Genomic DNA, 26,748 nt, shown 5'->3' with positions numbered 1-26,748 from the left:
CCCAACCCAAGCCCCAGCATGAGGCTGACCCTGCGGATCTGGCGCCAGCCGGACGCCTCCGCCGAGGGCGGGATGCGGACGTACGAGATCGAGGACATCTCTCCCGACATGTCGTTCCTGGAGATGCTCGACACGCTCAACGAGACCCTCATCCTGCGCGGCGAGGAGCCGGTGGCCTTCGACCACGACTGCCGCGAGGGCATCTGCGGGGCCTGCGGCATGGTCATCAACGGCCAGGCGCACGGCCCCGAGCGCACCACCGCCTGCCAGCTGCACATGCGGCACTTCTCGGACGGCGACACCATCGACATCGAGCCGTGGCGGGCCGCGGCCTTCCCCGTCGTACGGGACCTGATGGTGGACCGCTCCGCGTTCGACCGGGTGATCGGCGCGGGCGGCTACATCACCGTGCCCACCGGCAGCGCGCCGGAGGCGCACGCGACGGCGGTGCCCAAACCGGCCGCCGACAACGCCTTCACGCACGCCGAGTGCATCGGCTGCGGCGCCTGCGTGGCAGCCTGCCCCAACGGCTCCGCGATGCTCTTCACCTCAGCCAAGGTCAACCACCTGGCCTCGCTGCCGCAGGGCGCCCCGGAGCGCGAGAGCCGGGTGCTGGACATGGTGGACCAGATGGACGCGGAGGGCTTCGGCGGCTGCACCCTGACGGGCGCGTGCGCGACGGCCTGCCCCAAGGGCATCCCGATGCCGTCGATCGCGGCGATGAACAGGGAGTACCTGCGCGCCGCTGCCAAGCGCTGAAGACGGCGCCCGAGCGCCCAAGACGTGATCAGACCGTCTTCAGGGCTGCGTCGATCCACTCGCGCCAGGGCGAACGGCGGTTGCCGTGCGGGTGCTTGACGACGATGTCGCCCAGCGCCGCCGTGCCCGTCACCAGCAGCCGGGGCGCTCCCTCGGGTACCGGGCGCGGCTGTCTGCGGTCGCGCACGTCGCCCGCCAGTCGCCGGCACTCCACCCGCACCTCGACGCTCTCGGGCACGATCAGGACCACATCGCCGGCCAGCGCCTTCGCCATCACGCGCAGCGGGCCGGAAGACGGCATCCGGGTACGGGTGAGGTCCAAGGTGAGATCGCCGAGCAGGGCCTGCGCCTCGATGCCGCCGGAGGGGCCGGGAGCCGGGGCCTCCTGGGTGACGTCGCCGACGCCCGCGCGGTAGACACCGCTTCCGCTCCCCTTTCCGGCGCTCCCCGGGGACACCGGGGACACCGGGGACACCGGAGGCGGCAGGTCGGCGGCCACCCGCTCCAACTCGTCCCGGTAGCGGGCCAGGTAGGCCGCCTCACAGCGGTCGGCCAGCTCCTCCAGAGTGAGCCGGCCCTCTGCCGTCGCCTCGCTCAGCCGCTCCACGGCCGCCTCGCGCTCGGCGTCGGACGCCCGCGTACGGCCCTCCTCCCCGTCGCGCCCGTACCCGTTCTGCGGGGGCTGTGCGGACATGGCGCCACCTCCTCACAGCCCAGGGGACCACGCGGCGCGTACCCGGGGCCTCGGCGTACCGGACGAGATCGCCGACGGGACCCGTACATCGAAAGGCGCAGCCGCCCGCCTAGGCTGAGCCCGTGCCCGCAACCCGTAGCCGTACCCACCTCCGCGCCCGCTCCCAGGGCCCCACCCTCCGTGAGCTGGCAGTCCAGGCGCTGTCCTCCGTCGAGCACGGCTACGACCTGCTCGCGCCGAAGTTCGACCACACCTCGTACCGCACCCCGGACGCTGTCCTGGATGCGACAGCCCGCGCCCTCAAGGGACTCGGCCCGTTCGCGAACGGGCTCGACCTGTGCTGCGGTACCGGCGCGGGCACCCGCGTCCTCCGCGAGGTCTGCGCGGACGAGACAGTGGGCGTCGACTTCAGCGCGGGCATGCTCGCCGAGGCCGCCGCGAGCGGCCCCGACGGCCGGGAGCGGCCCGACGGCGGCGAGCGGCCCGCGCTGAGCTGGGTGCGCGGCGACGCTCACGCGCTGCCCTTCGGGCGGGGCGTCTTCGACCTGGCCGTCAGCTTCGGCGCCCACGGGCACTTTCTGCCCGAGGAGCGCCCGCGTCTGTTCGCGCAGGTGCGGGCGGTACTGCGGCCCGGTGGCCTGTTCGCGTTCCCCCTGGCGGCGCCGCCCCGGCCGGGCACCCGCGCCTACTGGTCGCTGCTCGGGTTCGACAGCGCGATGCGGGTGCGGAACGCGGTGTGGCGCCCGCCGTTCGTCATGTACTACCGCACCTGGCCGCTGGCCGACGTCCGCCGCGAGCTGCGCGCGGCCGGCTTCGGTGTCACGCTGCACCCCCTGCCGGAGCTGGGCCTGCGCCCGGACGGATCCCCCCGCTGCCGCCTGGTGGTGGGCACCCGGCTGCCGGACTAGCCCCGTACGGGCGGTCGGGGAGGGACCGGACCAGCTCCGTACGGGCGGGCGGGAGTTGTTCGCGAGGAACCCGGCACCGGAAGCGCGGGTGTGTGTTTCACTGCCCGGATGCAGACGAAGATCGACAGCCCCTGGGGCATCAGCGTCTACGGCGCCGCCAGTGTGAACGCCACTCCCGACACCGTGCGGCTGCGCATCGCCGTCGACCGCACCAAGGACACGCCCGCTCAGGCGTTCAGCTCGGCCCGCGAGGGCGTCACCGCGCTGCGGCAGACCTTCCGCCGGTACGGCATACCCGAGGAAGCCGTCTCCTCCTCGCGGCTGGGCCTGCGCACCGAATGGGAGGGCTACAACGCGAACCGCACGTTCCAGGGCTACCGCTGCCAGGCCGACTTCTCGGTGACCCTGACCGACATGGACTCGCTGGAGCAGCTCCTCGTGGACGCCGTCGAGGCGGGCGCCAACCGCGTGGACGGGGTGGACTTCGACGTGCGCGACAAGCCCGCGCTGCGGGCCCGCGCCCGCAAGGAGGCGGTGCGCGCCGCACGCGGCAAGGCCGAGTTGTACGCGGAGGCGGCGGGCGTGACGCTCGGCGCGGTCGTCCACATCGAGGACGTCGACCCGGAGGGCCCGCTCGCCTCCCGCTACCGGGGCCACGGCGGCTACGAACCCGCTTCCGAGGGTGACCTCGCCCCGGGCCAGGTCAGCGTCCAGGGCGCGGTGCTGCTGGGCTTCTCCCTCGCCTGAGCAGGGATCCGGATGCCCCGGCCGCCCCGGGGCATCCGGCTCAGCGCACCGGGTGCCCGGCCTCGCGCAGCGTCTGCTTGACCTGGCCGACGCGCAGGTCACCGAAGTGGAAGACGGAGGCGGCCAGCACCGCGTCGGCGCCCGCTTCGATGGCGGGCGGGAAGTGCGCCAGCTCCCCGGCGCCGCCGGAGGCGATCACAGGGGTGGTGACGTGCTTGCGGACCGCGGCGATCATCTCCGTGTCGTAGCCGTCCTTGGTGCCGTCCGCGTCCATGGAGTTGAGCAGGATCTCCCCGGCCCCCAACTCGGCGGCGCGGTGCGCCCACTCGACGGCGTCGATGCCGGCGCCGCGCCGCCCGCCGTGCGTGGTGACCTCGAAGCCGCCGCCCTCGGCCGTGCGCCGCGCGTCCACGGACAGGACGAGCACCTGTCTGCCGAACCGCTCCGCGATCTCCCGGATCAGCTCGGGCCTGGCGATGGCCGCCGTGTTGACCCCCACCTTGTCGGCGCCGGCGCGCAGCAGCTTGTCGACGTCCTCCGTCGTACGCACGCCGCCGCCGACCGTGAGCGGGATGAAGACCTGCTCGGCGGTGCGGCGCACCACGTCGTAGGTCGTCTCACGGTCGCCCGAGGAGGCGGTGATGTCGAGGAAGGTCAGCTCGTCGGCGCCCTCCGCGTCGTACACCTTCGCCATCTCCACCGGGTCCCCGGCGTCGCGCAGGTTCTGGAAGTTGACGCCCTTGACGACCCGGCCGCCGTCCACGTCCAGGCAGGGAATGACTCGGACCGCCAGGGTCATGCGGTGTCTGCTCCTTCTGCGTCTCTGTACGCCTCGACCTCGACCTCCACGACCAGGCTGGGGTCGATGAAGCCGGAGACGATGATCATCGAAGCGGCCGGGCGGACCGCGTCGAACAGTTCCTTGTGGGCGCGGCCGACCTCCTCCACGTCCCGTGCGTGGGTGACGTACATCCGCGTACGCACCACGCTGTCGGCGCCGAGCCCGAGCCCCTTCAGCGCCTCCAGCGCGACTCCGAAGGCGTTGAGGGCCTGCTCATAAGGGCCTCCCTCGGTGACCACTCCGTCGACCACCGAGGTGCAACCGGCCACCAGCACCAGGCCGTTGGGCAGCTCCACGGCGCGGGAGTAGCCGTAGGTCTCCTCCCAGGGAACATCGGACGCAACCCGGTGTATACCGCTCATCAGCCAACCGCCTCCAACGCCTCTTCCAAGGTGAACGCCTTGGCGTAAAGGGCCTTGCCGACGATGGCACCCTCGACACCCTCCGGTACCAGGGTCGCGATCGCCCGCAGATCGTCAAGGGATGAGACTCCCCCGCTGGCCACCACCGGCCGGTCGGTGGCCGCGCACACGTTGCGCAGCAGCTCCAGGTTGGGGCCCTGGAGGGTCCCGTCCTTGGCGATGTCGGTCACGACGTAGCGGGCGCAGCCCTCCTCGTCGAGCCGGGCGAGGGTCTCGTACAGGTCGCCGCCGTCGCGAGTCCAGCCGCGTCCGCGCAGCGTGGTGCCGCGTACGTCCAGGCCGACGGCGATCTGCTCGCCGTGCTCGGCGATGACCTTGGCGACCCACTCGGGGGTCTCCAGCGCGGCGGTGCCCAGGTTGACCCGGGTGCAGCCGGTGGCGAGCGCGGCGGCCAGCGAGGCGTCGTCGCGGATACCGCCGGACAGCTCGACCTTGAGGTCCATGGCGGCGGCGACCTCGGCGATGCGCTGCCGGTTGTCGCCGGTGCCGAACGCGGCGTCCAGGTCCACCAGATGCAGCCACTCGGCGCCCGCGCGCTGCCATGCCAGCGCGGCGTCCATCGGGTCTCCGTAGGAGGTCTCGGAGCCGGACTCGCCGTGCACGAGGCGCACGGCCTGGCCGTCACGGACGTCCACGGCGGGGAGGAGTTCGAGCTTACTCAAAGGGTTCCGATCCAATTGGAGAGGAGTTGCGCTCCGGCGTCGCCGGACTTCTCGGGGTGGAACTGCGTGGCCCACAGCGGGCCGTTCTCCACGGCGGAGACGAACGGCTGCCCGTGCGTCGTCCAGCTCACGACAGGTGCCCGCATCGCGGAGTTGCCCGACTCCAGCTCCCAGTCGTGCACGGCGTAGGAGTGCACGAAGTAGTAGCGCTCGTCGGCGGGCAGGCCCGCGAAGAGCTGGGAGCCGGCGGGCGCCTGGACGGTGTTCCAGCCCATGTGCGGGACGACCTCCGCCCTGAGCGGGCCGACGGTGCCCGGCCACTCGTCCATGCCCTCGGCCTCGTCGCCGTGTTCGATGCCGCGCGCGAAGAGGATCTGCATCCCGACGCAGATCCCCAGGACGGGGCGCCCGCCCGCCAGCCGGCGGCCGATGACCCAGTCGCCGCGCGCGGCGCGCAGGCCCTCGACGCAGGCGGCGAAGGCGCCCACACCGGGGACCAGCAGGCCGTCCGCGGCCATCGCCTTGTCGTAGTCGCGGGTGATCTCGACCTCGGCGCCCGCGCGTTCGAGGGCGCGCTCGCCGGAGCGTACGTTCCCGAAGCCGTAGTCGAAGACGACGACCTTCTTCTTGTTCCCGGCGCTCATGACCACCACTCCAGCCGCAGGATTCCGGCCAGCAGCGCCAGCGCGGAGCCGAGTCCCAGCAGCACGATCACGCCGGTGGGCAGCTTCTGCTTCCAGAAGGAGACCGCGCCGCCGGCCAGGAAGAGCCCGACGAAGATGAGAATCGCCGAAAGGCCACTCACAGCGCGCCCTTGGTGGAGGGGATGCCGGTCTGGCGGGGGTCGATCTCGCTGGCGTACCGCAGAGCGCGGGCCAGGGCCTTGAACTGGCACTCCACGACGTGGTGCGCGTTGCGCCCGTAGGGGACGTGGACGTGCAGCGCGACCTGGGCCTGGGCGACGAAGGACTCCAGGATGTGGCGGGTCATCGTCGTGTCGTAGGCCCCGATCATCGGCGCCAGGCCCTCGGGTTCGGTGTGCACCAGGTACGGGCGGCCCGACAGGTCTACGGTGACCTGGGCCAGCGACTCGTCCAGCGGCACCGAGGCGTTGGCGAACCGCACGATGCCGCGCTTGTCGCCGAGCGCCTGCTTGAAGGCGGCGCCCAGCGCCAGCGAGGTGTCCTCGATGGTGTGGTGGCTGTCGATGTGCAGGTCGCCCTCGGTCTTGACCGTGAGGTCGAACAGGCCGTGGCGGCCGAGCTGGTCGAGCATGTGGTCGTAGAAGCCCACACCTGTCGACACATCGACCTTGCCGGCGCCGTCGAGATCGATCTCGACCACCACCGAGGTCTCCTTCGTGGTGCGCTCCACGCGGCCCTTGCGCGTCATCAGTCGCTCTTCTCCTTCAGTTCCTTCGTCACGGCTCGCACCGCGTCGAGGAACACGTCGTTCTCCTCCGGCGTCCCCGCCGACACCCGCAGCCAGCCGGGCACTCCGTTGTCCCGGACCAGGACACCCCGCGCCAGCAGCGCCTCCCACACGGCGTGCGAGCCGGCGGCGCCGTCGAAGCGGCCGAACTGGACGAAGTTCGCGTCGGACTCGGTGACCTGGCAGCCGATGGACCGCAGCTCGCTCACCAGCCTGTCGCGCTCGGTCTTGAGCTGCTCGACGTAGCCGAGCAGCGTATCGGTGTGCTCCAGCGCGGCCAGCGCCGTGGCCTGGGTGACGGCCGAGAGGTGGTACGGCAGCCGGACGAGCTGGACGGCGTCGACCACGGCGGGCGCGGCGGCCAGATAGCCCAGCCGCAGCCCGGCGGCGCCGAACGCCTTGGACATGGTGCGCGAGAGCACCAGAGCCGGCCGCCCCTCGATGAGCGGCAGCAGCGAGGGGTGGTGCGAGAACTCGCCGTACGCCTCGTCCACCACCACCAGCGCACCGTGTTCATGGCGGCCTGAGCGGGCCGCCTGCGCGGCCTCGTACAGCGCCAGCACCGTCTCCTCCGAGACGGCGGTGCCCGTGGGGTTGTTGGGCGAGCAGATGAACACCACGTCGGGGCGGTGCTCGGCGATGGCGCGGCGGGCGGCCTCGACGTCGATGGTGAAGTCCTCGTTGCGCGGCCCGGAGATCCAGCCGGTGCCGGTGCCGCGCGCCAGGAGCGCGTGCATCGAGTACGAGGGGTCGAAGCCCAGCGCGGTGCGGCCGGGGCCGCCGAACGCCTGGAGGAGCTGCTGGAGCACCTCGTTGGACCCGTTGGCGGCCCACACCTGCTCGCGGCCGACGGTGTGCCCGGCCGTGCGCGAGAGATAGTCCGCGAGCCGGGTGCGCAGCTCGACCGCGTCCCGGTCCGGGTAGCGGTTCAGCCCGCGCGCCGCCTCGGCGACCCGCTCGGCGATGCGCTCGACCAGTTCCTCGGGCAGCGGGTAGGGGTTCTCGTTCGTGTTGAGCCGCACGGGCACGTCGAGCTGGGGCGCGCCGTACGGGGACTTGCCGCGCAGCTCGTCCCGGATGGGGAGCTCGTCCAGGGTGCTGGGAGTGCTCACAGGCTTTCCGGCACCTCCCACCCGAACCTCGCCCGCAGTGCGTCGCCGTGTGCCGGCAGGTCCTCCGCGTCGGCGAGGGTCACCACGTGGTGGGTGACCTCGGCGAGCGCTTCCTTGGTGTAGTCCACGACGTGGATGCCGCGCAGGAAGGACTGCACCGACAGCCCCGAGGAGTGGCAGGCGCAGCCGCCGGTGGGCAGCACGTGGTTGGAGCCGGCCGCGTAGTCGCCGAGCGAGACCGGGGCGTAGGGGCCGACGAAGACGGCGCCCGCGTTGCGCACCCGGGCCGCCCAGGACGCGGCGTCCTCGGTCTGGATCTCCAGGTGCTCGGCGGCGTAGGCGTTGACGACGGCGAGGCCGTGCTCCAGCGAGTCGACCAGGACGATGCCGGACTGCCGTCCGCCCAGCGCCTCGGCGATGCGTTCGCTGTGCTTGGTGGCGGGCACCTGCGTCTTCAGCTCGGCCTCGACCGCCTCGGCCAGCGCCTCGGAGGGCGTGACCAGGACGGCGGCGGCCACCACGTCGTGCTCGGCCTGGCTGATCAGGTCGGCTGCCACGTGGACGGCGTCGGCGGTGTCGTCGGCGAGGATCGCGATCTCGGTCGGGCCCGCCTCGGAGTCGATGCCGATGACGCCCTTGAGGAGGCGCTTGGCGGCGGCGACGTAGATGTTGCCCGGCCCCGTCACCAGTTGGACGGGGGCGCACTCCTCGGTGCCGTACGCGAACATGGCGACGGCCTGGGCCCCGCCGGCCGCGTAGACCTCGTCGACGCCCAGCAGGGCGCAGGCCGCGAGGATCGTGGGGTGCGGGAGGCCGTCGAAGTCGGGCTGCGGCGGCGAGGAGACGGCCAGCGCCTCGACGCCGGCCTCCTGCGCGGGCACCACGTTCATCACGACCGACGAGGGGTAGACGGCCCGGCCGCCCGGCACGTAGAGGCCCACCCGCTCGACGGGCACCCAGCGCTCGGTGACGGTGCCGCCCGGGACGACCCGCACCGTCGAGTCGGTGCGCCGCTGGTCACGGTGGACGAGGCGGGCACGGCGGATGGACTCCTCCAGCGCCGCGCGTACGGCGGGGTCCAGCTCCTCCAGCGCCCTGCTCAGCGCCTCGGCGGGCACCCGCAGGCGCTCCAGCCGTACGCCGTCGAACTTCTCCGTGGCCTCGATCACAGCGGCTGTGCCACGATGCCGTACGTCCTCGCACAGGGGCCGCACCTTCTCCAGGGCGGCTTCGACGTCCAGCTCGGCACGGGGCAGCAGGTCGCGGTCGGTCCCGGTCGCCGCCGGCACTGAGGCCGGGCCGGCGGACGCGGAACCACGCAGATCGATTCGGGAGATCACACACCCAAGTCTCTCAGACCCGTCCGGCGCTCCGGCCGCCCGTATCAGAGGCTGATACGGGTCACACCAGACGATCGTCGCCTCGCGCGTTCATCCGGTCACGGAGCGGGAATGGGAAGCGGTACGACCACCGCATTCGAACATGACCAGCACATCGATGAAGTCGAGGGGGAGGAAGCGTGAGCGAGCCAGTGGACACTGGTGAGCCGCCTCCGGGTTTGCAGCTGACCACTGCGGAGTGGGGGCTGTGGCAGGCGTTCCGCAACGGCAGCGAGCACGATCTGCGCAGCCGGGAGCCCGAACTGGACGACCCGAACGGAGATCATCTGTGGGGCCCCGAGCGCTCCGTACGCGCCCGGATCATCGCGCTCCTGCTGCTGCACGGCCCGCCCGCGCTGCTGGGCCGGGTCGCCTCGCTCCACCTGACCGGCGCGTACGTCACCGGCTGCCTCGACATGGCCGGCGGCGTGGTCGAGCCCTACTTCGAGCTGCGCCAGTGCCGCTTCGAGCAGGAGGTGCGGCTGCCGGAGGCGCGGGTGAACACCGCGCGCTTCGTTGACTGCTACCTGCCCCGGCTGGAGGCCGCGCGGCTGACGACCGAGGGCGATCTGCACCTGCCCCGGTGCAGCCTGCCCGAGGGCATCAAGCTGACGGACGCCACCATCGGCACGGACCTGCTGCTCAACGAGGCGACGGTCGGCAGCGGGCGCAGGACCCGCGCCATCGCCGCGGACGGGATCACCGTCTCCCAGGAGCTTCAGGCCAGCTTGCTGGTCACCGACGGCCAGGTGAGCCTGCGCGGCGCGACGGTCGGCAGCTCGCTGCACATGTTCGGCACCGTGCTGCGCAACCCGCGGGGCCGCTTCGCGCTGTACGCGCCGCAGATGACCGTGGAGCAGGTCGCCAGCTTCGCCGACGCGGGCCGTGGCAGCGCCCCGCAGATCTACGCCACCACGCCACCGACCGGCACCCGCTACGACCTGGCCTCGGCCGCCGGCGGACCCCGTGCCGACGCGGGCGTGGGCGCCCGCTGGCGCACCAAGCACTTCGAGTGCACGGGCGGGATCGTGCTGGACGACGGACGGTTCGGCTCCTCGCTGGTGATCGAGAACGCCCGGCTGGAGATGCAGCGCGACCAGGAGCTGTCACTGCGCCGCATCACCACCCCGGAGCTGTCCTTCACCCCGCAGCTGCCCGAGCGCGGCCTGGTGGTGCTGTCGGGGGCCAGCGTCGAGAAGCTGATGGACAGGGCGTCGAGCTGGCCGCGCGACCACCGGCTGTGGATGGCGGGTTTCACCTACCTGCACGCCATCCCCAAGGAGGGCCACTTCAACGTCCGCGAGCGCCTCCAGTGGGTCACGGCGGCGACGGCGGAGTACGCGCCCGAGCCGTATGAGCAGCTCTCGGCGATGTACCGCAACAGCGGCGAGGACACCAACGCGCGCATCGTGCTGCTGGCCAAGCAGCGCCGCCGCCGCGAGACGCTGCCGCTGCCCGGCAAGCTGTGGGGCGTCATCCAGGACTGGACGGTCGCCTACGGCTACCGCCCCGGGCAGGCCGCGCTGTGGATGGCCGTGCTGTGGCTGACCGGCTCGCTGCTGTTCGACGCGCACCGGCCGCCCGCGCTCAAGGGCGACGAGGCCCCGCAGTGGAACGCGGCGCTGTACACGCTGGATCTGCTGCTGCCCGTCATCACCTTCGGCCAGGACCTCTCGTGGGATCCGGTGGGGGTCTACCAGTGGATCGCGGCGGTGATGATCCTGCTCGGCTGGGTCCTCGCCACCACCGTCGCCGCAGGGGCCACACGGCTGTTGCGGCGCCAGTAGGGCGCACCGGGCCGCGAAGGGGCGCCCGGAGGCTTTAGGCTTACCGGTTGTGACGACCGCGCTCCCGCTCTTCCCGCTCAACTCGGTGCTGTTCCCTGGCCTGGTGCTGCCGCTGAACATCTTCGAGGCGCGGTACCGCGCGCTCATGCGTGACCTGCTGGAACTGCCCGAGGATGCGCCCCGCCGGTTCGGCGTCGTAGCCATCCGGGACGGCCGTGAGGTGGCGCCCACCGCCACCGGGATGCCGGACTCGGTGCCGCCGCCGGGCGCCGACCCCACGGCCGGGTTCGGGCCCGACCCGATCAAGTCGTTCTACACGGTGGGCTGTGTGGCCGACGCCTCCACCATCCGCGAGCGCACCGGCGGCGCCCCCGAGGCCGCGGACGCGCCGCAGGAGGGCACCACGGGCGCCGATGCCCGTACGAGCACGAGCGGCTACGAGGTCATGGCCACCGGCACCACCCGCTTCCGCCTGCTGTCGGTGGACGCCTCCGGGCCGTATCTGACCGGGGAGATCGAGGAGTTGCCCGAAGAGGAGGGCGACGGCGCCGGAGCGCTGGCCTCCGGGGTGCTGCGGGCCTTCCGCGCGTACCAGAAGCGGCTGGCCGGCGCCCGCGAGCGGACGATCGCGGCGGGCCAGGACCAGGACCTGCCGGACGACCCCTCCGTGGTGTCCTACCTGGTGGCCGCGGCGACCGTGCTGGACACCCCCGCCAAGCAGCGGCTCCTCCAGGCGCCGGACACGGCCACACGGCTCGCGGACGAGCTGAAGGTGCTGCGCCGCGAGACCTCGGTCATCGGCAAGCTCCCCTCGCTCCCTGCGGCGGATCTGACCCGCAAGCCGACCAGCCCCAACTGAGGCCGCGCACCCGAGGCGGCCGAGGCGTCCCGGGCGAAGCCGAGGCGTCCCGGGCGAACGGGGCGGCCCGGCGGCCGACCGGAACATCCCGGCGAACGAGACATCCCCGGCGGACAAGGCAGCGAACGTTGGCGAAGAAGAGCAAGCAGAAGTCGGGCTCCGCGACCCCCGCGATCGTCGCCGCGAGCGGGGCCGGTGTGGAGTTCACCACCCACGCCTACGAGCACGACCCGGCCGCGCCCTCCTACGGCCTGGAGGCGGCCGAGGCTCTCGGGGTGGCGCCCGAGCAGGTCTTCAAGACCCTCGTCGCCGAGGTGGACGGCGCCCTGACGGTGGCGGTCGTGCCGGTGTCCGCCTCGCTCGACCTGAAGGCGCTGGCCTCCGCCGTGGGCGGCAAGCGCGCCACGATGGCCGATCCGGCGGCGGCCGAGCGCACCACGGGCTATGTGCGCGGCGGCATCTCCCCGCTGGGACAGCGCAAGAAGCTGCCCACGGTGCTGGACGCTTCGGCCACCGAGCAGGCGACGGTGTGTGTCTCGGCGGGCCGCCGCGGCCTGGAGATCGAGCTGGCCCCGGGGGACCTGGCGGCCCTCACCGACGCCACAGTGGCCCCCGTCGCCCGCACGTAGGGCCTGGCGGAGCCCCAAAGGGGCGCGAGGAACTGCGCGACCAGCCACGACGAACTGGCACTCTGCCAAGCACAGGCAGCCGCAGCCCCTGCTCAGCACCAGGCAAGAGGGCACCGGAAAGATCCGCCGGACAGGGCGTGGCCGACGTCCCGCCCGCAGCCGGTGACGGACCGGTGCGGCGGGGCTTCCCAGCTTCGCCGTACGGCGCTACGACTGACCCATGTCGAAGCGCACCCGCAAGCGGAAGTGGCGGATCAAGAAGCGACGCGCCAACCACGGGAGACGGCCCGCCTGATCCCGACCCGGGCCGGATCCGGTCCAGGGCTCACCACAGGGGCTGCTCGGGCTCCGGATCCGGATCGCGGGGGCCGAAGAACCCTGTCAGCACGAGGTGGACGACGATGGCGGCCAGCGGCCAGGCCAGGAGCGCTCCCTTGGCCTGGAGCTTGAGCGGCGCGTCGAACGTCGCGTTCTTGCCCGCCGCCTTCGCCGCGGCGACCAGGTCCGTCTCGGGCCCGAGCCAGACGCCGACCCGCCACGCCAGCAGCGACCCGAGCAGTCCGCCCACGGTCAGGCCGACGACGAGGCCGACGCCGCCCTTCTTGCGGCACAGGAAGACGACGATCCCGGCCACCAGGCCGAAGGCGAGGCCGAGCAGCGTGAAGGTGCCGTCGGCGCCGACGGACTCCTCGCCCTCGGGGTCCTTGAGATAGACGGCCTTGCCGTCCGTGAACAGCGGCACGCGGGGCGCCAGCCACAGCCACAACAGCCCCAGCAGCACGCCGACGACGGCGACCGCCACGGCGCACACCACGCCGTCCCGCAGCTCCCGCCGCACGAGCAGCCCGTCGCCGTGTCCGAAGCCGCTGCCGTGGCCCTGGTCCGCCCCGCCCGGGTAGGAAATCGGCGGCGGGGCCGAGGGGCCGGCGCCCTCGGGCCCTCCGGGCACGCCGTCCACGGGGGACGACGCCGAGGACGGCGACGAGTGCGAGGGATCCGGATTGTGTGAGGAGGGCGTCGGTACGGTCACTCCGCCATCGTGCCAGGCCCCCGCCAGGGCTCGGGCCCCGACCCTCTCAGCGGGTGGCCGCCCAGCGGTAGGCGCGGGTGGCGACGGCGAGCGAGAGCACGCCGACGGCGGCGCAGACGCCCAGGTCGAGGACGACCTCGCCCCAGTCGGGCCGGGCGGCGAACGTGTGGGCGAAGGCCTCCACGCCGTAGGTGGACGGCAGCAGATCACGCACCCACTGGACGGGCAGCGGCATGCCCCCGGCCGGCAGTACACCCAGGAGCAGCGCCGCCGACATGCCCAACTGGCCGCCCAGCGTCGCCAGTTCGGGGCGTGGCGCGAGCAGTCCGAGTGCCGCGCCCAGCCCGGCGAGCGCGGCGCCGGCCAGCGGGATCACGGCGATCAGCACCCACAGTCCGCCCATCGGCAGCTGGAAGAGCAGGCTTCCCGCGACCGCCGTCACCGCCACGCCCGGCACGGTGAAGGAGGCGTACGCGGCGGCGGCGCCCAGCACGACGGAGGCGGCGGGCACCGGCAGCGTGGCGTAGTGGTCCAGGCCTCCGCTGGCCCGGAGCTGGCCGAAGTACTGGGCCAGCAGGTTGAGCGCGACGAAGGCGACCACGAGCACGCTCGACCCGGCGACGACGGCCCGCGCCTCGTCGCCCCCGTCCACGACACCGCGCATGAGGACCATGATCCCGAGCGACTGGAAGGTGGCCACGAACAGCAGGGGGATCCTCGCCACCCGGGCCCGGGAGAGCTGCGCGCGGTAGACGGCGCACAGCGAGGGCCACAGCCTCGCCCTGGGGGCCAGCGGGGCAGCGTCCCTGCCGTCCCGGCTGTTCCGGCTGCCCTGGCTGTTCTGGCTGTTCTGGCTGTCCTGAAGGGCCGCGCTCGTGGCCGCCGCGCCCCGCGTGCGCGCCCGCACGCCGGACGGCGCCTCCACGACCGCCGTGCCTCTCTCCGCCGCCGTACTCACCCGACTCCGCCCCTCACCCGGTCCCGCGCCCTGGCGCGGTGGGACGCCTTCACGCCGCCGCGCACCCTCGCTCCGTCCTGCGCCGGCGCGCTGTCACGCGCCGTCACGCCGTCGTACGCCTTCCTGTCGTCGCGCGCCCTCACGCCTTCACCAGGCCCTCGGCGCCGTCCTTGCCCGCCGCGCGTCCGCCCAGGGCCACGTAGACGTCCTCCAGGCTGGGTGTCGCCAGCCGGAAGTCGTCGAGCGCCGCGAAGGCAGGTCCCTCGGTGACCAGCGCCACCGCCTCCCTGGCCTCCTCGGGCGAGAGCCGCAGCGTCCAGCGGCGGCCGGTCACCCCGGCGCCCGCGGCGAGCGCGGCGACCTCCGGGATCCCCAGGGGCGCGCGCTCGCGCCAGACCAGCTCCAGGCGCACCTCGTCGCCGACCTTCGCCTTCAGCCCGCCGGGGCTGTCACAGGCGATGACCCGGCCCCGGTCGAGGACGGCGACCCGGTCGAGGACGGTCTCCGCCTCGATCACGTTGTGCGTCACCAGCAGCACCGTCGTCCCGCACTCGGCCCGCCTACGGTCGACGGCGGCCCATACGGCGCGGCGCGCGTGCGGGTCCATGCCCGTGGTCGGCTCGTCCAGGACCAACAGCGGCCGGTCGCCCACCAGGGCCGAGGCCACACACGCCAGGCGCCGCTGGCCGCCGGAGAGCTTCTTGAGCGGCCGTCCCGCCAGATCCTCCAGTCCCAGTTCGCCCAGCACCTCGTCGCGGGCGGTGCGTGCCGCCGCCGTCTCCATGCCGCGCAGCCGCGCGGTGGTCTCGGCGGCCAGCGCCACCGACAGCTCGTCCAGCGCGCTCGACTCCTGGCCCAGGTAGGCCAGCAGCCGGGCGGCGCGCTCCGGATGGCGCACCACGTCGTGGCCGAGGACCTCGACGGACCCGGCGTCGGGGCGCAGCAACCCGGTGAGCTGGCGTACGAGGGTGGACTTGCCGGCGCCGTTCGGCCCGAGGAGGCCGAAGATCTCGCCCTGGCGCACATCGAGGCTGATGGCGTCGCTGGCGCGGATGGCGGGCGCCGCCGCGGTGCCGCGCCGGGCGCGAACGGAAGGGTAGGTCTTGACCAGGCCCTCGACGCGCACGGCGCGTGCGGCGGCCCGCTTCGGTGTCTCCACACTGTCCACCGAGCTGTCCACCGCCTGCCGAGTGCCCGTTCTCACGAACTATGAGGGTACGCGTCCGGCTTCGCGTACCTGAGTCTGGGCCCTGTCAGTCACCCGCCGGGGCGTGTTCCGCGGAGGAGCCGGTGCGCGCGTCGACCTCGCGCCAGAACCCGGCGCGGATCGCGTAGCGGTCGTGCTCGTCGATCTGGTCGTCCTTGTGCGCGAGCAGCCCGAACCTGGCGGCATAGCGCAGCAGTTCGCCGTCGATGCGGTGCGGGATGCGCGGGTACTCACCGGAGAGCTGTCCGAGATGGCCGCCGGTGGTGAGCCGCTCGATCCAGCGCCGCGCGAAGACCTGGCCGACCTCGAAGGGGTCGCCGCTGACGGCGGTGATGTCCTCCTCGCGGTCGGCCCAGCGCTGCTCGGCGGTGGTGAGCTGGGCGAGCATCGGCAGCGACGCCGTCTCGGGCGCCTCGCCGGTGGCCGCGCGCTCGACCCAGCCCCGGTCGGAGGACCAGCGCAAGGTGGCGCCCGGCGGCCCGGCGGTGGCGCCGACCCCGGGGCCCGGACGTCCCAGCCCCGCCAGGTCCTTGGGGGTGGGCACCCCGGCGCCCTCGGTGCGTTGCGCGGAGGTGCCGTGGGCGCCTCTCGCGGCGGGTGACTCGTCCTCGCCCGCGCCCTCCTTGCCCCCGGCTCCGGGGCCGGGGCGGGCGCCGGTGACCGTGCCCGTGCCGTCGTCCGGTGCCGAGTGCGAGCCCGCGGGCGTGGCCGGACGGCCGGGGGGCTGCGGGGGCCGAGCCGGACCGTGCTGGACGCCGTCGCCGTTCTTGGCGGTCTCGGGAAGGGGCGCGGACAAGATCGCGGCGATCTCGGGGCGGGGCACGGGCGCCGGCGAGCAGACGCCGGTGAGGTCCTTGGCGTGGACGACCGGCGTGATCCAGGTGCGGTCGAGGACGCGGCGCTCGTCGGCCTCGGCGACCAGGTCCTCGGACTGGTTGTAGTCGCCGTCGGCGGCCTGGACGGCCCACAGATGGACGGCGACGCCGTGCTCCTTGGCGGACATCAGCCCGGGCAGGAGGTCGCCGTCGCCGGTGACGAGCACGATGTCGGAGCAGGCGCGGTTGCGGGCCAGTTCGGTCAGTTCGGCGTGCATGGCGGCGTCCACGCCCTTCTGTGCCCAGCGGCCGTCGCTGCGGGTCAGGGCGCCCAGGCGCACCGTGACCCGGGGCATCACGCGCAGCCTGCGGTGCTCGGGCTGGGGCACGCGGTCGGGCGCTCCGTCGAACCAGTAGATCCGCAGCAGCGAGCGCTCGGTGTCGGCCTCGGCCTGTCGGCGCAGGGCCTGGATCAGCCCGGCGTGATCGACGGTGATACGGGAGCGGGTCGGCTCCCCTGCCAGCAAGCTGGCGGCGGCGCCCAGCAGGTAGCCGGCGTCCACAAGCACGACGCAGCGGTCCACGACGTTCCACCCACTCTCGGTCATGACGTACAGCCGAGGCTGTGCCCTCGCGTGCCGGCCGTTTTTCCCGTTTATTCCCCGTGTCTTTCGAGTCTGCCCGACCGCGCGGGGGTTATCAGCCCGAACTCGATCATCGGCGTGGCGTCCCCGTCGACACCGAGCACGTTACGGGCACGGAGCGGGCGCAGCTGCCTACATACGGTAACTACCCGAAATGCGCGCTATGTCCGAGCGTGTAAGGCTGGTCGCGGCCAATTGTCCAGCGCGTCCCCAGGAGGCGATCATGGCCAAGAACAAGAGCAAGCGCGACAAGCAGCGACAGGACCGGTCGGCCGAGGAGCAGACCCAGCAGCGCGAGCAGGGCAAGGGCTCGACGGCCGACCAGCGCATCGCCAGCCCGGCGGACGTAGCCCGCAAGGGCCGCGAGCGCCGCTTCGGCCACAACTAGTGCCCCTCCCGGCAAGCTTTGCCCCGTCGCGGCACTAGTCGCTACGCGGTCCCACCAATTTCCCGGCCGCGACGGCGCGTCCCACGACGGACGTGACCGGCCGTGCCGGACCCGTCGCAACCGGTGGAAGCACCAAGGGGTGAGGGCGCCCGGCATCGGGCGCCCTCACTCATGTCGGCTCGACGCAGGCGTCAGCCCGCGAGGCAGGCGGGCCCCAGCAGCTCCTTCAGGTCTCCGAACAACGCGGGATCCGGCGTCACCCGGTGCCGGTCCAGCCGGAGCACCGTCGTCTTGCGGGCGCCCTGCAACCGCACCCGCACCTCGCTCGCCCCCCGGTGCTGCGTCAGTACGTATCCCAGCTTCTCGACCAGGGGCGGGGTGATCTTCACCGTGGGGATGGTGATGGTGACCGGCGCGTTCGAGGACGCCTCGCTCAGGTCGGGGATCATCAGCTCCATCGCGACCAGCCGGGGCACGTCCTCGCGCTTGTCCAGCCGGCCCTTGACGAAGACCACGGCGTCCTCGACCAGTTGGGTGGAGACGAGCTGGTAGGTGGCGGGGAAGAACATGCAGTCGATGGAGCCGGCCAGGTCCTCGACGGTGGCGATCGCCCAGGCGTTGCCCTGCTTGGTCATCTTGCGCTGGAGGCCGGAGATGATGCCGCCGATGGTGGTGATGGAGCCGTCCGAGTAGTCGCCCCCGGTGAGCTGGGCGATGGCCGCGTCCGCCTTGTCGTTGAGGACGTGCTCCAGGCCGAAGAGGGGGTGGTCGGAGACGTACAGGCCGAGCATCTCGCGCTCCTGGGCCAGCAGATAGGTCTTCTCCCACTCCTCCTCGGAGAACTGCACGTCCAGCCCGAAGCCGGGGCCCGAGTCCGCCGCGTCGTCCCCGCCGAGGTCGCCGAAGAGGTCGAACTGGCCCTCGGCCTCCTTCCGCTTGACCTGGACGACGTTGTCGATCATCGGCTCGAACTGGGCGGTCAGGCCCTTGCGGGTGTGGCCCAGCTCGTCGAAGGCGCCGGCCTTGATCAGGGACTCGACCGTGCGCTTGTTGCAGACGACGGCCTCGACCTTGTCCAGGAAGTCGGGGAAGGAGGTGTACTTCCCCTTCGCCTTGCGACACTTCACGATCGAGTCGACCACGTTCTGGCCGACGTTCCTGACCGCGGTGAGACCGAAGACGATCGTGGAGTCGTCCTTCGAGGTGAAGTTCGCCTCCGACTCGTTCACGTTCGGCGGCTGGACCTGGATGCCCATCTTGCGGCACTCGTTGAGATAGACCGCCGACTTGTCCTTGTCGTCGCGCACCGAGGTGAGCAGGGCCGACATGTACTCGGCTGGGTAGTTGGCCTTCAGATACGCGGTCCAGTAGGTGACCAGACCGTACGCGGAGGAGTGCGCCTTGTTGAACGCGTACCCGGCGAACGGCACCAGCACGTCCCACACGGCCTGGACGGCCGCGTCGGAGTAGTTCCGCTCGCGCATGCCCTTCTGGAAGTTCACGAACTCCTTGTCGAGAACCTCCTTCTTCTTCTTGCCCATCGCACGCCGGAGAAGGTCGGCCTGCCCCAGCGAGTATCCGGCCAGCACCTGGGCGGCCTTCTGCACCTGCTCCTGGTAGACGATCAGGCCGTGGGTGATGTCGAGGACGTCCTTGAGGGGCTCCTCCAGCTCCGGGTGGATCGGAGTGATCTCCTGCTGGCCGTTCTTGCGCAGGGCGTAGTTGATGTGCGAGTTCATGCCCATCGGGCCCGGGCGGTACAGCGCCGAGACCGCGGAGATGTCCTCGAAGTGGTCGGGCTTCATCATGCGCAGCAGGGAGCGCATGGGACCGCCGTCGAACTGGAAGACGCCCAGGGTGTCGCCCCGGCACAGCAGCTCGAACGTCTTGGCGTCGTCCAGCGGCAGATCGAGGAGCTTGAGGTCGACGTCCTTGTTCTTGCGGATCATCTTGACCGCGTCGTCCATGATCGTGAGGTTGCGCAGCCCCAGGAAGTCCATCTTCAGCAGGCCGAGCGACTCACAGCTGGGGTAGTCCCACTGCGTGACGACCGTGCCGTCGTTCTTCGGCGAGAAGATCGGGGCGTGGTCGATGACCGGCTCGCTGGACATGATCACGCCGGCGGCGTGCATGCCCATCTGGCGCACCAGGCCCTCGATGCCCATGGCCGAGTCGATGACCTTCTTGACGTCCGGCTCGTTCTCGTACATCGCCCGGACCTCGCCCGCCTCGCTGTAGCGCGGGTGCTTGGAGTCGGTGATGCCGGAGAGCGGGATGCCCTTGCCGAGCACATCGGCGGGCATGGCCTTGGTGATGCGGTCACCCATCGCGTACGGGTAGCCGAGCACGCGGGAGGCGTCCTTGATGGCGGCCTTGGCCTTGATGGTGCCGTAGGTGCCGATCATGGCGACCTTGTCGGAGCCGTACTTCTCCGTGACGTAGCGGATCACGTCACCGCGCCTGCGCTCGTCGAAGTCGATGTCGACATCCGGCATGGAGATGCGCTCGGGGTTGAGGAACCGCTCGAAGATCAGCCCGTGGGTGACGGGGTCGAGGTCGGTGATGCCCATGGCGTACGACACGATCGAGCCGGCCGCCGAGCCACGCCCCGGGCCCACCGCGATGCCGTTGTCCTTGGCCCACATGATGAAGTCGGCGACCACGAGGAAGTACCCCGGGAAGCCCATGTCGATGATGACCTTCATCTCGTAGTCCGCCAGCTCCTGGCGGTCCTGCGGGACGCCGCCGGGATAGCGGCGGTCCATACCGCGCCGCACCTCCTCCCGGAACCAGGACACCTCGTCGAAGCCCTCGGGCACGTCGAACTTCGGCATCAGGTTCTTCGGCTCGAACATGCCCTCCGTCTCGACCCGCTGGGCGATCAGGAGCTGGGTGTTGCGGCAGCCCTCCTGCCAGGCGTCCGAGGAGTCGATGGCGTACATCTCCTCGGCCGACTTCAGGTAGTAGCCCGAGCCGTCGAAGCTGAAGCGGTCCGGGTCGGAGAGATTGCTGCCGGTCTGGATGCACAGCAGGGTGTCGTGCGCCGCGGACTCGCTCGCGTACGTGTAGTGCGAGTCGTTGGTGACCACGAACGGGGCGTCGATCTTGCGGGCGATGCGCTCCAGACCGTCCCGTGCCCGCTTGTCGATCTGGATGTCGTGGTCCATCAGCTCGACGAAGAAGTTCTCCTTGCCGAAGATGTCCTGGTATTCCCCCGCCGCCTGGAGGGCCTCGTCCTCCATCCCCAGGCGGATCTTGGTGCTGACCTCGCCGGAGGGGCAGCCCGTGGTGGCCATCAGCCCGTCCGCGTACTCGGCCAGCAGCTCGCGGTCCATCCGGGGCTTACGGAAGAAGCCCTCCAGGCTGGCCCGGGACTGGGCTCGGAAGAGGTTGTGCAGCCCTGTCGCGTTGCGCGCCCACATCGTCATGTGGGTGTAGGCGCCGTTGCCGGAGACGTCGTCGCGCTTCTGGTGGGGGGTGCCCCACTTGACCGGGCGGGTGTTCCTGCGGTGGTCGGGGGCCAGATACGCCTCGATGCCGATGACCGGCGTGACGCCCGCGTCCTTCGCGGAATGGAAGAAGTCGTAGGCCCCGTGGAGATTGCCGTGGTCGGTCATCGCGATATGCGACATGCCCATCTCGTTGCAGGCGTTGAACATGTCCTTGAGCCTCGCCGCTCCGTCGAGCAGCGAATACTGCGTGTGCACATGCAGATGCGTGAAGGGCTGCTCACTCACGACGAAGGCCACCTCCGGGCGCGGATCTTCAGGGCGAGTGAGGAGTCTACGACCCGCCACTGACAACAGCCGGACGCCCGCAGCCCGAGGCCCCCGTCGCACCCGATGCCCGCCGCACCCCGGGCCCCCGACGCGCCCGGCCCCCGACGCGAGAGCCCACGCCGGGGGCCCGGCGGGCCCTGGCACCACCGCGGGGCGGCGTACGTTAGGCACCCGTAAAGCCTCTCGGACACCGAACGCACAACGGAGCTCACACATGACCAAGGCAGGCCCGGACCAGGAACGCGGCGAGACCATCCTCCAGGTCTTCGACACCGCCTTCGGTGACCTCCTCGCCGCCGACCCGGCGGCCTTCCAGACGAAGTTCCGCAAGATGGCCGCCTCGGCCTTCGCCTTCTACCGCGGCACGGCCTGCCTCTTCTACGCGGACCTCACCGCCCCCGAGGGCCCCTACGGGACGAGGTCGCGGGACACGGACCGCTTCCAGGACGAGCGTACGAGCCGGGTGTGGATACACGGCGATCTGCACGCCGAGAACTTCGGCACGTACATGAACGCAAACGGTCACCTGCTGTTCAACGTCAACGACTTCGACGAGGCGTACGTCGGTCCCTTCACGTGGGACCTCAAGCGCTTCAGCGCCTCCGTCGCGCTGCTCGGACACAGCAAGGCGCTCAGCGACGAGCAGATCACCTCGCTGGTCACCACCTACGCCGCCGCCTACCGCGACCGCATCCGCGCCCTGGCATCCGGTGCGCCGGAGACCGAGCCGCCGGCACTCACCCTGGAGACCGCGCGCGGCCCCGTGCTCGCCGCGCTGCGCGCCGCCCGGGCCAACACCCGCTTCGGGCTGCTGAGCACCATGACCGAGATCCGCGACTGGGAGCGCCGCTTCACCTCCGGCGGCGGCTCCATAGAGCTGGACAAGGACACCCGGGCCACCGTCCTGGACGCCTTCGACGCCTATCTGGAGACCCTCCCGCGCGGCGAGGGCCGCGAGCGGCACGGCGCCCACCGGGTCAAGGACGTGGTGGGACGGCGCGGCATCGGCATCGGCAGCGCCGGCCTGCCCTCGTACAACATCCTGCTGGAGGGTCACAGCGACGCGCTGGAGAACGACCTGGTCATCTACATGAAGCAGGCCCAGACTCCGGCCGTCTCCCGGCACATCACCGACCAGGCCGTGCGCGACTACTTCCAGCACGAGGGCCACCGCACGGTCATCTCGCAGCGCGCCCTCCAGTCGCACGCCGACCCCTGGCTGGGGTGGACGGAGCTGAACGGCGCGGGCCAGCTGGTGGCCGAGGTCTCCCCCTACGCCGTCGACCTGGACTGGAGCGATCTGTCGGACCCCCACGAGATCGCGCAGGTCACAGCCGACCTGGGCCGGGCGACGGCCACCATGCACGCGGCGGCCGACGAGGCGGAGAGCGGGCACAGCCTGGTGCCGTTCTCGACCGAGCGCGCCATCGACGCGGCCATCTCCGCCGACGAGGACGGCTTCGCCGAGATGCTGGTCGACTTCGCGCACTCCTACGGCTCCACCGCCCGCCGGGACCACCAGATCTTCGTCGACCTGTTCCGCAACGGCCGGATCGCGGGGGTGTAGCCGAATACGGGGCGTACGGGAGAATTCACGGGCTGCCATCCCACGAGTTCGGGCCCTTTAGGGACCGCTTACGCGGACCCATGGCAGACTCGGGCCGCGATAGGCATGCGGCAGGACTGCCCCGGCAGGCCGGCCCGCCGGGACCCGCTCGGCCGAACGCGCCCCGGCGCGGCACTCGGCCGATCGGCCGGCATTCGATCACACGGCTAGGGGACGCAGGGCATGGGAGCGGCAGGCATACGGACAGCGAGGGCGGCGGTCTTCACCGCGCTCTGCGTCACGCTGTCCGCCGGCGCTCATGTCCTGCTGTCCGGCTCGCCCGTACCGCTGCCGCCCCTCGTCGCGATCTCGGCGGGCGTCTTCCTGCTGGCCTTCGCGCTGGCGGGCCGGGAGCGCGGCTTCACCCGGATCGCCTCACTGCTGATCCCGCTGGAGCTGGCCGCCGACACGGTCTTCACCACCGGCCAGCACGCCTGTTACGGCCGCGCCGGAGGCCCCGTCGCCGGGCCGCTGCGCTCGGTCGGCTTCGACCTGCTGTGCGGCGGCGGCAGCGTCGGCACCCCGCTGGCCCGGATGGCGGCGCGCGGTGGCGAGGCCGGCGCACTCCCGGTGGGCGCGCACGGCGCGCTGGCGCCCGCCGTGCCCTGGCTGCTGCTGGCCGCGCACATCTGTGTGGGGCTGCTGGCCGCCGCCTGGCTGCGGCGCGGCGAGGCCGCGCTGGCCGGGCTGCTGCGCGCCGTCGCGGCCACGGCCTTCCGCCCGCTGCGGCTGGCGGTCGCCGTCTGCCACACCTCTCCCGGCGCCACGGGCCCCGCCCCGGCGCCGCGGACACCGTCGGTGCGCACACCCGCCGCGCTGCCGCTGCTGACGCACTCCGTGCACCGTCGCGGTCCGCCCGCGCTCGCCGTTCCCGCGGTCTGAGCACGGTCCGAATTCGCGTACGCAGCAACGGAGAAGAACAGTCATGAGCAAGCGCAACAACCAGGAAGCCAAGCGCGCCGCCCGCGAGCGGCTGCGCGCCGAGCGGGAGAAGCAGGCCAAGAAGGAGCGCACCCGGCGGCAACTCCTCGTCGGAGTGTCCGTGGTGGCGGTGCTCGCGGTGGTGGGCGGCATCGGGGTCGCCGTCGCGAAGATGAACGACAAGGACTCCAGCGGCGAGGACATGGCCGTCACCACCGGCGGCGCCAAGGCCAAGAAGACCATCGACGTCTACGAGGACCTGCGCTGCCCGGCGTGCGCGCAGTTCGAGCAGACGATGGGCGCGGCCCTCCAGAAGGGCGCCGACGACGGCAAGTACAAGCTGCGCATCCACCTCGGCTCGATCATCGACGACAACATGGGCGGCAAGGGCTCCAAGAACGCGGCCCGCGCGCTGGGGGCCGCCAAGGCCGTGAACGTCGACGCGTTCACCGAATACCACAAGCTCCTGTACTCCAAGAAGTTCCACCCGCCGGAGCAGGACGACAAGTTCGCCGACAACAAGTACCTGCTCAAGGTGGCGGACGAGGTGGACGCGCTCAAGAACAACGCCAAGTTCCAGAAGGCCGTCAAGGGCAAGAAGTACAACAAGTGGGCCAAGGACATGATCGCCAGCTTCAACGGCGCCGAGATCCAGGGCACCCCCACCATCAAGATCGACGGCAAGAAGACCGAGCCGCAGGAACTGGCGAGCCAGCTCGACAAGATGGGCGTCAAGCTGGACGCCGGCAAGGACAAGAAGCAGTAGCCGGGGCGCACGCGACGCACCGCTGACCGGCAGGCCGGAATTCTTCCGGCCTGCCGGTCGGCGTTCTCCGCCCGAAGCCTGTCGGCGGGCGCCGGGGCCACCCGTAGGCTGATCCCATGACCGGGCGCACACATGGATACCGCGGACAGATCGTCGATGGGCGCTTCGAGTTGCTGGAGCGGCTCGGCGCAGGTGGGATGGGCACCGTATGGCGGGCCCGGGACAGCGCGTTGCACCGCGAGGTGGCGCTCAAGGAGGTCCGTCCCCCCGCCGCCGAACCCGGGGAGCTGCCCGAGGGCGAGGGCGGGGAGCCGTCCGGGAGTGCGCGTGCGCGGCGCGAGCGGGTGCTGCGCGAGGCCCGCGCGCTGGCCCGGCTCAGCCACCCCCATGTGGTGACGATCTATCAGATCGCGGACGAGGGCCCGTATCCGTGGCTGGTGATGGAGCTGGTTCGCGGCCCCTCCCTTGAGCAGCGGCTCGCAGAGGGCCCGCTGGCGCCGCACGAGGCGGCCAGGGTCGGCCGCGAGGTGCTGGCCGCACTGCGCACCTCGCACGCCGCCGGCATCCAGCACCGCGATGTGAAGCCGGGCAACGTACTGCTGCGCGAAGACGGTTCTGCGGTGCTCACCGATTTCGGCATCGCCGCGCTCCAGGGCTCGACGAGCGTGACGGCCACCGGTGAGTTCCTGGGCTCCCCCGAGTACATCGCACCCGAGCGGATCAGGGGCATCGACGACGACCCGTCGAGCGACCTGTGGTCACTGGCGCTGACGCTGTACGTGTGCACCGAGGGGCACAACCCGATGCGCCGCGCGAACACCCTGGCCACGCTGGCCGCCGTACTGGACGACCCGGTGCCGCCGCCGGTGCGCAGCGGCGCGCTCGGCCCGGTGCTGGAGAGCGTGCTGGTACGGGACAGCGGGGCCCGGCCCGGCGCCGAGCAGCTCGCGGAGTTGCTGGCCGATGTCGCGGAGGGCCGGGCGCCCGTGCCGCACCTGCCGACGCAGCCGGCGATGGCCGTACAGGCGCCCGTGCAGACCCATCCCGCGACCCTGGCCGGGTCCCAGCCCCTTCAGCCCCTGACCGGGTCCCAGGCCCTTCAGGCCGGGCCCGCCACGGGCGGATACGGGCAGCCTCCGGGCGCGTTCGGCACCCCGCCCGCACCGCACCAGCCGAACGACGGCAGGAAACGGCGCCGCCGGATGGTGCTCACCGTGGTGGGCGCCGTCGTAGCCGCAGCGCTGCTCATCACAGGCGGCACCTATCTGGCGAAGGGGAACGGTGGCCCGGACAACGCGGCCGACGGCGGCCGGACGAGCGGCAACGAGCCGAAACAGCCCACGAAGGGCAATCCGGGGGGCCATCGCCCCGTGCCCAACAACGCCTGGGTGGCGCAGCTCGGATCAATCGCCAAGTCGAGGGGCATCAAGGCCCGGGATGATATGGCCGCCGAGCTGAACCGCGAGAACGACGACGTGCGCTGGGTCGACGGCGACCGGTTCGCCTCGCTGAAGCCCGGATACTGGACGTTCTACAGCTCCGGCCCCTCCGACGGCTTCCCCAACGGCCACGCCGCCGCCAAATGGTGCGCCACGAAGGACCTGTCCGACGGCGGCCAGTGCTTCGGCCGCTACGTCAGCCACGCCGCCGCGGACCGCAACTTCATCTGCACCCCGAGCAAGGGCCAGGGCCAGGTCCGGGGCACCGGCCGCTGCGAGCGCTGAGGCCCCCGGACCGGCTCCGCGCCTGGTCCCTCACCGGCGTCGCCAAGCTCGCCCTGCAACGTCTCCAAGCTCGCCCTACAGCACTCGCCCTACAGCGTCTCCAAGAAGGCCAGCGCGGTCTGCCAGGTGCGCTCGGCCGCCTCCTCGTCGTAGTCGTCCAGCTCGGCGTGGGTGTAGAGGTGCCCCGCCGCGGGGTAGCGGTGGACCTCCGCGTCGGCGCCCGCCCGGCCCATGCGCAGGTACCACGCCGTCAGCCAGTCGTGCGGCTCGAAGGGGTCCGGGTCGGCCACGTGCAGCTGGACCGGCAGCTCGTCCACGGCGGCGTCTTCGGCGATGTCGGAGGTGCCGGAGAACAGCAGCAGACCCCGTGCCTTCGCGTCCGCCAGCGCGAGGTTCTGCGCGACGGCCGCGCCGAAGGAGAAGCCCGCGTAGACCAGCCCGCGCTCGGAGAGCGGCGCCGCCGCGGCGATCGCGCGCCGCAGCACCTCGTCGCGGTCGAACTCCTCGCGCAGCTTCATGCCCTCCTCGACGGAGGCCGCCGTGCGCCCGTCGAACAGGTCGAGGGTGTGCACCTCGTGCCCGCCCTCGCGCAGCCGGTCGGCTGCGGAGCGTACATCGGCCGTCAGTCCGCACACGGAGTGGAACAGAACGATCGTTACCGGTGCCACTGATGTCACATC

26 protein-coding genes are annotated in these 26,748 nt (G+C 71.9%); 11 read left to right on the top strand and 15 right to left on the bottom strand.

The window, feature by feature from the left end:
• Window positions 1-18 precede the first annotated feature (18 nt).
• Complete coding sequence (locus OHB04_RS31355) at window positions 19-759, top strand: succinate dehydrogenase/fumarate reductase iron-sulfur subunit (protein WP_326691001.1); 741 nt, start codon at window positions 19-21, stop codon at window positions 757-759.
• A gap of 28 nt (window positions 760-787) precedes the next feature.
• On the opposite strand, the gene OHB04_RS31350 is transcribed toward OHB04_RS31355, so the two are convergent.
• On the bottom strand, window positions 788-1,453 hold the full coding sequence (locus tag OHB04_RS31350; protein WP_326808773.1) for a DUF1707 SHOCT-like domain-containing protein: 666 nt from the start codon (window positions 1,451-1,453) through the stop codon (window positions 788-790).
• Window positions 1,454-1,575: 122 nt separating this feature from the next.
• Between OHB04_RS31350 and OHB04_RS31345 the strand changes: the two genes are divergently transcribed.
• Window positions 1,576-2,361 (top strand): class I SAM-dependent methyltransferase, encoded by a 786-nt coding sequence (locus tag OHB04_RS31345; RefSeq protein WP_326808772.1) that lies wholly within the window; start codon window positions 1,576-1,578, stop codon window positions 2,359-2,361.
• Between the two features lie 108 nt (window positions 2,362-2,469).
• Entirely contained in the window at window positions 2,470-3,108 is a 639-nt protein-coding gene (locus OHB04_RS31340; protein ID WP_326808771.1) for an SIMPL domain-containing protein, read from the top strand.
• A 40-nt stretch (window positions 3,109-3,148) separates the two neighbouring features.
• Here OHB04_RS31340 and hisF read toward each other — a convergent pair whose 3' ends face one another.
• The 8 genes from hisF to hisD are packed head-to-tail and all read right to left on the bottom strand — an operon-like array spanning window position 3,149 to window position 8,916.
• Window positions 3,149-3,907: an imidazole glycerol phosphate synthase subunit HisF gene (hisF, locus tag OHB04_RS31335; protein WP_326808770.1), complete on the bottom strand. Its 759-nt coding sequence runs from the start codon at window positions 3,905-3,907 to the stop codon at window positions 3,149-3,151.
• Complete coding sequence (locus OHB04_RS31330) at window positions 3,904-4,311, bottom strand: Rid family hydrolase (protein ID WP_326690996.1); 408 nt, start codon at window positions 4,309-4,311, stop codon at window positions 3,904-3,906. The genes hisF and OHB04_RS31330 overlap by 4 nt, the downstream gene beginning before the upstream one ends.
• The gene (gene priA, locus OHB04_RS31325; RefSeq protein WP_326690995.1) at window positions 4,311-5,033 is read right to left on the bottom strand and encodes a bifunctional 1-(5-phosphoribosyl)-5-((5-phosphoribosylamino)methylideneamino)imidazole-4-carboxamide isomerase/phosphoribosylanthranilate isomerase PriA; all 723 of its coding nucleotides are present in this window, start codon (window positions 5,031-5,033) and stop codon (window positions 4,311-4,313) included. Before priA ends, OHB04_RS31330 begins: the two co-directional genes overlap by 1 nt.
• Entirely contained in the window at window positions 5,030-5,677 is a 648-nt protein-coding gene (gene hisH / locus OHB04_RS31320; RefSeq protein ID WP_326690994.1) for an imidazole glycerol phosphate synthase subunit HisH, read from the bottom strand. Before hisH ends, priA begins: the two co-directional genes overlap by 4 nt.
• Entirely contained in the window at window positions 5,674-5,838 is a 165-nt protein-coding gene (locus OHB04_RS31315; protein WP_326690993.1) for a hypothetical protein, read from the bottom strand. Before OHB04_RS31315 ends, hisH begins: the two co-directional genes overlap by 4 nt.
• Window positions 5,835-6,425, bottom strand: a complete 591-nt coding sequence (gene hisB, locus OHB04_RS31310; RefSeq protein ID WP_326690992.1) for an imidazoleglycerol-phosphate dehydratase HisB — start codon at window positions 6,423-6,425, stop codon at window positions 5,835-5,837. Before hisB ends, OHB04_RS31315 begins: the two co-directional genes overlap by 4 nt.
• Entirely contained in the window at window positions 6,425-7,576 is a 1,152-nt protein-coding gene (locus tag OHB04_RS31305; RefSeq protein ID WP_326808769.1) for a histidinol-phosphate transaminase, read from the bottom strand. The genes hisB and OHB04_RS31305 overlap by 1 nt, the downstream gene beginning before the upstream one ends.
• The gene (gene hisD / locus OHB04_RS31300) at window positions 7,573-8,916 is read right to left on the bottom strand and encodes a histidinol dehydrogenase (protein WP_326690990.1); all 1,344 of its coding nucleotides are present in this window, start codon (window positions 8,914-8,916) and stop codon (window positions 7,573-7,575) included. Before hisD ends, OHB04_RS31305 begins: the two co-directional genes overlap by 4 nt.
• Before the next feature lie 179 nt (window positions 8,917-9,095).
• Here hisD and OHB04_RS31295 point away from each other — a divergent pair, with 179 nt between their 5' ends.
• The 3 genes from OHB04_RS31295 (at window position 9,096) to ybaK (ending at window position 12,230) form a co-directional block, all read left to right on the top strand.
• Window positions 9,096-10,742 (top strand): oxidoreductase, encoded by a 1,647-nt coding sequence (locus tag OHB04_RS31295; protein WP_326690989.1) that lies wholly within the window; start codon window positions 9,096-9,098, stop codon window positions 10,740-10,742.
• Between the two features lie 49 nt (window positions 10,743-10,791).
• Entirely contained in the window at window positions 10,792-11,601 is an 810-nt protein-coding gene (locus tag OHB04_RS31290; RefSeq protein ID WP_326808768.1) for an LON peptidase substrate-binding domain-containing protein, read from the top strand.
• A gap of 128 nt (window positions 11,602-11,729) precedes the next feature.
• Complete coding sequence (gene ybaK / locus OHB04_RS31285) at window positions 11,730-12,230, top strand: Cys-tRNA(Pro) deacylase (protein WP_326690987.1); 501 nt, start codon at window positions 11,730-11,732, stop codon at window positions 12,228-12,230.
• Between the two features lie 325 nt (window positions 12,231-12,555).
• On the opposite strand, the gene OHB04_RS31280 is transcribed toward ybaK, so the two are convergent.
• The 4 genes from OHB04_RS31280 to OHB04_RS31265 all read right to left on the bottom strand — a co-directional run bounded on the left by OHB04_RS31280 (window position 12,556) and on the right by OHB04_RS31265 (window position 16,848).
• On the bottom strand, window positions 12,556-13,260 hold the full coding sequence (locus OHB04_RS31280) for a hypothetical protein (protein WP_326690986.1): 705 nt from the start codon (window positions 13,258-13,260) through the stop codon (window positions 12,556-12,558).
• A gap of 46 nt (window positions 13,261-13,306) precedes the next feature.
• Window positions 13,307-14,218 (bottom strand): ABC transporter permease, encoded by a 912-nt coding sequence (locus OHB04_RS31275; RefSeq protein WP_326690985.1) that lies wholly within the window; start codon window positions 14,216-14,218, stop codon window positions 13,307-13,309.
• Between the two features lie 139 nt (window positions 14,219-14,357).
• A complete protein-coding gene (locus tag OHB04_RS31270; RefSeq protein ID WP_405807297.1) occupies window positions 14,358-15,377 on the bottom strand; it encodes an ABC transporter ATP-binding protein in 1,020 nt (339 codons plus the stop codon).
• Between the two features lie 94 nt (window positions 15,378-15,471).
• Complete coding sequence (locus OHB04_RS31265) at window positions 15,472-16,848, bottom strand: NYN domain-containing protein (RefSeq protein ID WP_326690984.1); 1,377 nt, start codon at window positions 16,846-16,848, stop codon at window positions 15,472-15,474.
• A 259-nt stretch (window positions 16,849-17,107) separates the two neighbouring features.
• Here OHB04_RS31265 and OHB04_RS31260 point away from each other — a divergent pair, with 259 nt between their 5' ends.
• The gene (locus tag OHB04_RS31260; RefSeq protein WP_326690983.1) at window positions 17,108-17,272 is read left to right on the top strand and encodes a hypothetical protein; all 165 of its coding nucleotides are present in this window, start codon (window positions 17,108-17,110) and stop codon (window positions 17,270-17,272) included.
• A 191-nt stretch (window positions 17,273-17,463) separates the two neighbouring features.
• Here OHB04_RS31260 and dnaE read toward each other — a convergent pair whose 3' ends face one another.
• The gene (gene dnaE / locus OHB04_RS31255) at window positions 17,464-21,009 is read right to left on the bottom strand and encodes a DNA polymerase III subunit alpha (protein WP_326690982.1); all 3,546 of its coding nucleotides are present in this window, start codon (window positions 21,007-21,009) and stop codon (window positions 17,464-17,466) included.
• Between the two features lie 256 nt (window positions 21,010-21,265).
• Between dnaE and OHB04_RS31250 the strand changes: the two genes are divergently transcribed.
• The 4 genes from OHB04_RS31250 to OHB04_RS31235 all read left to right on the top strand — a co-directional run bounded on the left by OHB04_RS31250 (window position 21,266) and on the right by OHB04_RS31235 (window position 26,068).
• Entirely contained in the window at window positions 21,266-22,618 is a 1,353-nt protein-coding gene (locus OHB04_RS31250) for a DUF2252 domain-containing protein (protein ID WP_326690981.1), read from the top strand.
• 222 nt (window positions 22,619-22,840) lie between these two features.
• Window positions 22,841-23,539 carry a hypothetical protein gene (locus OHB04_RS31245; RefSeq protein WP_326690980.1) on the top strand — a complete coding sequence of 233 codons (699 nt, stop codon included), beginning with the start codon at window positions 22,841-22,843 and terminating at the stop codon, window positions 23,537-23,539.
• Between the two features lie 43 nt (window positions 23,540-23,582).
• The gene (locus tag OHB04_RS31240) at window positions 23,583-24,344 is read left to right on the top strand and encodes a thioredoxin domain-containing protein (protein ID WP_326690979.1); all 762 of its coding nucleotides are present in this window, start codon (window positions 23,583-23,585) and stop codon (window positions 24,342-24,344) included.
• A gap of 116 nt (window positions 24,345-24,460) precedes the next feature.
• Complete coding sequence (locus OHB04_RS31235; protein ID WP_326808767.1) at window positions 24,461-26,068, top strand: serine/threonine-protein kinase; 1,608 nt, start codon at window positions 24,461-24,463, stop codon at window positions 26,066-26,068.
• Window positions 26,069-26,157: 89 nt separating this feature from the next.
• On the opposite strand, the gene OHB04_RS31230 is transcribed toward OHB04_RS31235, so the two are convergent.
• Window positions 26,158-26,736, bottom strand: a complete 579-nt coding sequence (locus OHB04_RS31230; protein ID WP_326808766.1) for a dienelactone hydrolase family protein — start codon at window positions 26,734-26,736, stop codon at window positions 26,158-26,160.
• Window positions 26,737-26,748 lie beyond the last annotated feature (12 nt).

The organism is Streptomyces sp. NBC_01775 (assembly GCF_035917675.1).
In the GTDB taxonomy this organism is placed as follows: Bacteria; Actinomycetota; Actinomycetes; order Streptomycetales; family Streptomycetaceae; genus Streptomyces.
This window is presented reverse-complemented; position numbering and strand designations above follow the sequence as displayed.

What these genes read in the sequence shown, in the direction of transcription:
- OHB04_RS31355 (WP_326691001.1), top strand. Translation starts at nt 19, where the DNA reads ATGAGGCTGACCCTGCGGATCTGGCGCCAGCCGGACGCCTCCGCCGAG.
- OHB04_RS31350 (WP_326808773.1), bottom strand. Translation starts at nt 1,453, where the DNA reads ATGTCCGCACAGCCCCCGCAGAACGGGTACGGGCGCGACGGGGAGGAG.
- OHB04_RS31340 (WP_326808771.1), top strand. Translation starts at nt 2,470, where the DNA reads ATGCAGACGAAGATCGACAGCCCCTGGGGCATCAGCGTCTACGGCGCC.
- hisF (WP_326808770.1), bottom strand. Translation starts at nt 3,907, where the DNA reads ATGACCCTGGCGGTCCGAGTCATTCCCTGCCTGGACGTGGACGGCGGC.
- OHB04_RS31330 (WP_326690996.1), bottom strand. Translation starts at nt 4,311, where the DNA reads ATGAGCGGTATACACCGGGTTGCGTCCGATGTTCCCTGGGAGGAGACC.
- hisH (WP_326690994.1), bottom strand. Translation starts at nt 5,677, where the DNA reads ATGAGCGCCGGGAACAAGAAGAAGGTCGTCGTCTTCGACTACGGCTTC.
- hisB (WP_326690992.1), bottom strand. Translation starts at nt 6,425, where the DNA reads ATGACGCGCAAGGGCCGCGTGGAGCGCACCACGAAGGAGACCTCGGTG.
- OHB04_RS31265 (WP_326690984.1), bottom strand. Translation starts at nt 16,848, where the DNA reads ATGACCGAGAGTGGGTGGAACGTCGTGGACCGCTGCGTCGTGCTTGTG.
- OHB04_RS31260 (WP_326690983.1), top strand. Translation starts at nt 17,108, where the DNA reads ATGGCCAAGAACAAGAGCAAGCGCGACAAGCAGCGACAGGACCGGTCG.
- OHB04_RS31250 (WP_326690981.1), top strand. Translation starts at nt 21,266, where the DNA reads ATGACCAAGGCAGGCCCGGACCAGGAACGCGGCGAGACCATCCTCCAG.
- OHB04_RS31245 (WP_326690980.1), top strand. Translation starts at nt 22,841, where the DNA reads ATGGGAGCGGCAGGCATACGGACAGCGAGGGCGGCGGTCTTCACCGCG.
- OHB04_RS31240 (WP_326690979.1), top strand. Translation starts at nt 23,583, where the DNA reads ATGAGCAAGCGCAACAACCAGGAAGCCAAGCGCGCCGCCCGCGAGCGG.
- OHB04_RS31235 (WP_326808767.1), top strand. Translation starts at nt 24,461, where the DNA reads ATGACCGGGCGCACACATGGATACCGCGGACAGATCGTCGATGGGCGC.